Raw genomic sequence first — 5,581 nt, 5'->3', positions numbered from 1 at the left:
CGGGCTTGTCCGTGACCGGAGGGGTGTCGGTGGACTTGTCCATGACCGACGGAGCGTCGGCGGGCTTGTCCGTGACCGGAGGGATGTCGGTGGACTTGTCCATGACCGACGGAGCGTCGGCGGGCTTGTCCGTGACCGGAGGGATGTCGGTGGACGTGACGACCGGGACCGCCGCCGTGTCAGTGGACGAGCCCGTGACCGGCGGGGTGCCACTGGATGTGACGACCGGGACCGGCCGCGCGTGTGTGGACGTGTCTGCGGACGTGTCTGTGACCAGCGGGGTGTCGGTGGACGTGGTGATCGAGGCCGGAGCCGGTCGCTTGAGCGATCCGGGGCGGACGGGAGTCCGGTCCCCGCCGCGGCCCCGGACCGGCAGGCCCAGCTCGTCGCGGAGGCGGTCGGCAAGATCGGCGGCCACCGGCGGGTCCGTCATCAGCTGGTCGGCGACCTGTCGAACGGCGTCCCGGTACGCATCCCCTACATACCGTGAGTCGGCGAAGACGGGGTGCGCCTCCGGCGGCAGAACCAGTGCCATGGCCGTGTTCCACACACGGGACGGGTCCTCGGCCGGGCTCCCGTCCGTATCCCCCACTACGGAGTTCACGAAGTCCGTGTGCGCCTCCCGCCACAGCCGCCGAGTCACGTTCACGGCCGTGACGTCGAGCGCCTGCGGCCACGGCCCGGGACCCAGCATCGACAGCCGCGTCTGCTCGACCGTGGACAACTCGATGCTCCGCACGGGGAATTGCTCGACCCCGAGCTGCTCCTGCACCAGCATCCCGGGCGTGATCGTGACCCCGACAGCTCTCAGGTCGTCGAGACCGACGGTGCCGTCGACCTCGATATCCGGTGTGCCGGTGGGCAGATCCTCGGACGAGACCTGTTGGGCGAGCCACTTACGCTCGACGGGGTCATGGGGAACGGCCGGAGCGATGTCCGCCGGGGTGTCCGGCGACGGGGCGTACGGATCCACGCCCAGGTCCCGCAAGTGGCCCTCGGTCTCTGCCAGACCCTCCCAGGCATGCTCGGCGTCGGAGATGGCCTCCTCAAGGCGGACGTCGTCGCTGCTCACCTCGCCCGTCTCCATACCGTGCCGCAGCTCGGCGACGGAGTGAATGGCGTCTGTGAACGTCCTTACCGCGTGGGCATGTTCGTCACGCACGACGGCGATGTCCGCGTCGGAAGGGGTGTCGACGTGTTCGCCGCCCACGAGGTCGGCCTCCCCGTCGACCTCCGGTAGGGGGGACTTGCCTCTCGTGGTGCCGTCCGGGGTGGTGGCGGACGGGTTCGGTGCGCGATGGCCGGGCACGTCCGTCGTGTGGGTGGCGTGGGAGGACGTGGCCCCCGGGGACGGGGACGGGACAGGCGAGGACGTCGGGGGCGGGGCGGTGGGCGGCGCGCTGGACGGGGCCGTGTGCGAGTCCGGGTCCGGGGTCTCGGTCAGATCCTGGGTCTGCTTCTGGGGTTCGTCGGTCTGTGTGTCGACGCGGTGCGTGTGGCTCTCGGAGCCGCTGTCAGAGCCCCTCTCCTCACCGTCACCGTCACCGTCGCTGTCGCCGTCGCCGTACGTGGTGCGATGACCGCTGCCGGAGCCGGTGTCTCCGGAGACTCCCTGGGACGACCCCACGCGCGGGGTGTCGCCGATCGCCGCGGGCGGGCGATTGACAGGGGCATCCGTCGTACGGTCAGCAGAACTCCCGTCGGGCATGGACTGCCGGTGTACCTGATCCTGCCCCCGCCCCTCGCCCTGACCCTGGTCTTGGCCCTGCCCCTGCCCCTGCCCCTGCCCCTGCCCCTGGTCTTGGCCCTGCCACTGCCCTTGGCCCTGGTCCTGCCCTTGGCCCTGGTCTTGGCCCTGGCCGGAATGACCGGTGACGTTCGGGACGGTCGAGGAGGAGGTGATCGGTCTCCCGGTGTCCCCGGACACTCCCTGGGACGACCCGACGCGCGGGATGTCGCTGACCGCCGCGGGCGGGCGACCGACAGGGGCGCCCGTGCCGTTGACGCGTCCACCGTCGGTGCCCGTGCCGTTGACGCGTCCACCGTCGGTGCCCGTGCCACTGCGCCTGGTGTGCAGGCCATCGGAACTCCCATGAGAACTCCCGAGGTTCCCGCCGGTGCTCCCCGAATCCGCGGTGGAATTTCCGGCGTTGCTCTCGAAGCGCCCCTCGCCGCCGGTGAAGTTCCCTACGTTGCTCTCGAAGCCCCCCACACCCCCGGTGAAGTTCGCGCCATTGCTCTCGAAGCGCCCCTCACTCCCCCCGTTGAAGCCCCCGGCGTCAAGGCTGGTGCCGGTGTTCGTCAGGTTGCTTGTCAGGTCGAGGGAGGAGGATGAGAGGCCGCCGTTCGTCACGCGGGTTCCGTCGGCACCGCGGTTGCCCCCGTCGCCCCCGCCGCCGTCGCTCTCCCTGCGGTTGCCGGACGTATCGCCATGACCGGACTCACCGCCCGAGCCGCGGGAGCGCTGGTCGGCCCCGCCCCAGTCCCGCGAGTTCGTTTCGCCGAAGTCGTTCGACGAGACGGTCTTGATGTTCAGATTGCCCAGCCAGCCCATGCCTTTCGAGATGCCCGCCTCCAGGCCCGCCTCGACCCGTTCGCTGAGCCCGGCCCCTACGAAGGTCATCCAGCTCGCGCCGAAGTTCCCGTAGAACGTGGCCATGGTGATGGCCTCGGCCAGCCACTCCGCTCCGCCGTCGGCGACGAACTGCAGGGGCTGTTCCTTGAGATCGAAATCGTCCGAATCGTCGTCGTGCCCCTTGCCGTTGCCGTGGTCGCCATCGTTCTTGTGGCCACCCGTGCCGCCCGGGACGCCGCTGTGATTCCCGTCGGGGAAGTGGTGGTTGCCGTTCGGGACGTCGTTTCCGCCGCCCTTGTTCTTGCCGGGGCCGTTGATGTCGTCGGGGCCGAAGTGGTTTCCCCATTTGTTCGGCGGGTCCTTCAGGGTGTTGTTGAAGACCTTGCCGACGAAATCGGTGATGTCCTTCGCGATATTGCTGAAGATCGACGCGAACCCGCCGGCCAACCCGCCGACGAACGCGCTGATTCCGACGTCCTTCCAGTCGACACCGTCGGGCCGCTGGCCGTCCGGGCCCCACTTCATCAGGGCCAGCCGGACGACCAGGGTCTGGAACGCCTCCTCGATCGCTTCCGTGATGCTCGGAAGGAGATGCAGACGCATACTGAGCTCAAGCAGGATCACCAGCATCCGAGCCTTGGCGATCAGCTTGCGCGCGGCGATCGCGCTGAGCGAGGTGCCGCCGGTGAAGTACGACAGCGCCGTGAGCACGGCGATCTCCACCGCCAGCCTGATCAGTTCGGCGATGAGCTGCCACTTGGCCTCGCGGACGTCCATGGCCGTCTTCCGCAGCCCGCCCGCCACCTCGGTCAGGCCGTCGGTGAGCTGGTCGAGGTAGGGCAGGACCTCGTTCATGGAGTCGATGAAACTCTTCCCGACGTCCCCGGGCAGCGCATCGCCGACGTACTTGATGGCGTCGCGTATCTTCCCTTTCAGGATGCCGACATTGCCCTTGGTGGTCAGGAAGTCGAGGTTGCGCAGGTTGGCCTCGTCCTCATCCGTCTTGGGAAACATCTCTCCCGTGAGGATGAAGATCATGGCCTCTTGCCATGCGTTGGCCTTGAGCGTCATGAGCTAGCCCCGTCGGCCGCCGCCGTCCCCACCGACGTACTCACCCGACTGCTCGCCGATCGCGTCGATGATCCCCTCCTGGGTGTCCTGCGTACTCTTCAGGTTCATCAGAGTCGCGTCACCGGTCCGTTCGAGAGCCTCGCCGAGGGACTGGAGGGTGCCGATGGTGGAGTCCCGGTTCTCCACGAAGTTGGCGCGGATCTTGTGCCCGTTGTCGTCGTCGCCGGTCCAACTGGTGTCGGCCGTGACGGTCTTGAACTGGGCCAGGATGCTCCAGGCGTACGAGCCCAGTTCCGTGATGAGGGCGCTGCCCTGGTGGATGCGCTCGGGATCCATCTCGAAGGAATCCTCGTCGGCCATGTCCGCCTCCTCGCTCTCGGTAGGAATCCCTCGACGACGCGGCTCACCGGCCGCGGGCTGCCCCGCCGGCCGGGCGGGCCGCGTCGTCGTCCTCGTCGATCTCGTCGCGCAGCCGGTCGGTCGCCGTCCGCTTCTCCGGCTCCTCGGGCAGCGCATCGGCCGCGGGTCCGACGAGCCGGTCCCAGTCGATCTCCATGCCGGGCAGCTCGGGCAGGGTCGCGCTGGGCCGGGTGAGCGGCTCGAAGAGGTCCCGTACCGCGCGGGCGAAGTGCGAGCGCCCCTCCTGGACCGTGTCCAGCACGGCGTCGGCCAACTGCGAGGCGGACATGGAACGGTACTTGCCGTCCAGGAACTTCAGCCCCGTCAGCTCGCCCTGCGAGCCGACCGTCACCTCCACCGAGCCGTCCTTGGACACCACGGAGGACGAGAACGCGTGCATCCGCCGCTCGGCCTCCGCCACGGCGGACTGTACGGACTCCAGCTCCGCGGTGGCCTGCGCGAGCCGCTTCTCCAGCCGCTCGACGTGGTCGCTCATCGCCGACCCCTGATTCCTGTCGTCATTCCCGTCAGCATTCCCGTCGGCATTCCCGTCAACAATCGCGTCAGCATTCCTGTCAGCGTCCGATCACAGCCGGTGTCGTGCCCTCGTCGGTGCCCCAGACGTCCTCGTCCTCGGCCACCCAGGCCGTCCGCTCGCGGTCGCCGCTCTGGGTGGCCTGGCCACGTTGCGCGGGCGGGGGCATCCCGGGCGCGAACGGCGCGCCGGAACGTGTGGTGATCACGTCCTCCTCCACCTCCTCGTCGGGCGTCGCCGTCGTCCGGCGGGAAGCCTGCGCGGACGCCGAGCCACGCCGCATCGACGTCCTGCTGACGCGGGGACCGGGACTGGACCGCTCCCGCTCCGACGGGGACTCACCGCCGCTGCCGCGCATGCCGCCCATCGGCGGCATCATCGGGCTTCCGCCCCCGCCCCCGCCCCCGGAGCCGGCCGCGCCCAGCGCACCGGAGCCGGAGCCGCTCTGGTCGCCCTGCGTGAACGGGTTGCCGGAGCCGGAACCGGACCCGCTGTAGCCGGTGCCCGATCCGGAGTGCGACGCGGCGCCCGCGTCGTCGTACGCGTAGCCGTCGGAGCCCGTGTCGTTCCCGTACCCGTACGAGCGTCCGCCGCCCGACCCGAGGCCGGACGAGTCCCCCGGGCTTCCGGGGATCGACGGGTACGTGGTGTGCGAGCCGGGCGACGAGTGCGGCAGGTCGACGTCGACATGCCCGGAACCGCCGCTCGGGTTCCCGGAACCACCGCTCGGGAGGCGGGTGTCGACGTGGGACCGGCCGCCGGAACCGCTGCTGGAGTGGTTGGGGTCGTTGATGGTGGATCCGTCCGGCCTGGTGTGCGTGGTCGAACCGTTCGGCGCCGTCACGGTGGTGCTGCCGTCCGGCAACGTCACCGACTTACTGCCGTCGGGCAACGTCACCGTCCTACTGCCGTCGGGACCCGTGGTGACCGTACTGCCGTCCGGCAACGTCACCTTGGTACTGCCATCCGGATGCGTCACCGTCCTACTGCCATCCGGACCC

The 5,581-nt window shown here is 69.7% G+C and carries 3 protein-coding genes and 1 pseudogene; all 4 read right to left on the bottom strand.

The features are described from left to right. Positions 1-3,646, bottom strand: a 3,646-nt coding sequence (locus ACWEKM_RS43560) for a WXG100-like domain-containing protein (RefSeq protein ID WP_451626848.1), incomplete at its 3' end; no start/stop codon positions are given. 3 nt (positions 3,647-3,649) lie between these two features. Next, positions 3,650-4,006 carry a hypothetical protein gene (locus tag ACWEKM_RS43555; protein ID WP_451626847.1) on the bottom strand — a complete coding sequence of 119 codons (357 nt, stop codon included), beginning with the start codon at positions 4,004-4,006 and terminating at the stop codon, positions 3,650-3,652. Positions 4,007-4,049: 43 nt separating this feature from the next. Then, positions 4,050-4,541, bottom strand: coding sequence for a YbaB/EbfC family nucleoid-associated protein (locus ACWEKM_RS43550; RefSeq protein ID WP_451626846.1), 492 nt, complete (start codon positions 4,539-4,541; stop codon positions 4,050-4,052). A gap of 79 nt (positions 4,542-4,620) precedes the next feature. Beyond that, a pseudogene (locus ACWEKM_RS43545) lies at positions 4,621-5,581 on the bottom strand (hypothetical protein); the annotation flags it as partial.

The sequence above is a fragment of the Streptomyces sp. NPDC004752 genome (assembly GCF_053601275.1).
The sequence above is the reverse complement of the archived record's forward strand: the minus strand, read 5'-3'. Positions and strand labels throughout refer to the sequence as shown.